General features: G+C 59.5%; 1 tRNA gene. It reads right to left on the bottom strand.

Going from position 1 to position 751, the window contains the following annotated elements:
• Positions 1-499: 499 nt before the first annotated feature.
• A tRNA-Arg gene (locus tag ACH107_RS33270) sits at positions 500-576 on the bottom strand.
• Positions 577-751 lie beyond the last annotated feature (175 nt).

Raw genomic sequence — 751 nt, 5'->3', positions numbered from 1 at the left:
TGATCTGCGGTAGATAATAGAGGCACTGATCACAGAAGCCAATGTCCGCAAAGCGGGATGCGGTCGCAGCATCTGGAGCAATCAACGAAAGGCTGCTCAGGGCCGTTCGTGTCTTCGAGCGCGCCACGGGTGCGGTTTACTTGGTCGGCTCACTCGATCGGTCTGCCGGTCGTGCACATCTCGGCCTTCGTGGCTGTTAACCTGAAGCGATGATGACGCCCCGACCAGTGGAATTTGGTCCTCACCAGCCGACTTGCTGTATGTCAGGAGTCCATGAGGACAGAACGGTTTGGCTTGAGAGCCTTGCGGCAACGCTCAGACCTTCGGCTTCCAGAAAACGCCCGCCGTTTTTCCTATTAGACGAGGCGCACATATAATATCCAATATTATCAGTATCTTGTCACAATTATAAGCGGCCATGCAGATTCACGCTTGACACGGTGTGCAGCAAAAAACGCCGTTTTGCGCACCCATATGCCCCATCGACAATTGACTTTATTGGCGATCCCGGGAGGACTTGAACCCCCAACCTAGCGCTTAGAAGGCGCTTGCTCTATCCTGTTGAGCTACGGGACCGCTGCGGTCAGTTCTACCCGGGCCGTTCGGCGGGCGCAATGGGGCCGGGGCCGCCCCGGGCGGGGACAATCGCGCGCCGTCGCGATGCCCGCGCGACCTGCCGTCAGGCGAACGGGTCTTGCGGGTAGTGCACGCCGGCGAGGTAGAGCCCCTCGGGCGGGCAGACCGGGCCGCA

It is taken from the genome of Roseovarius halophilus (ex Wu et al. 2025), from assembly GCF_047086965.1.
Note: the sequence above shows the minus strand (reverse complement) of the source record. Positions and strands in the feature narration are given on the sequence as shown.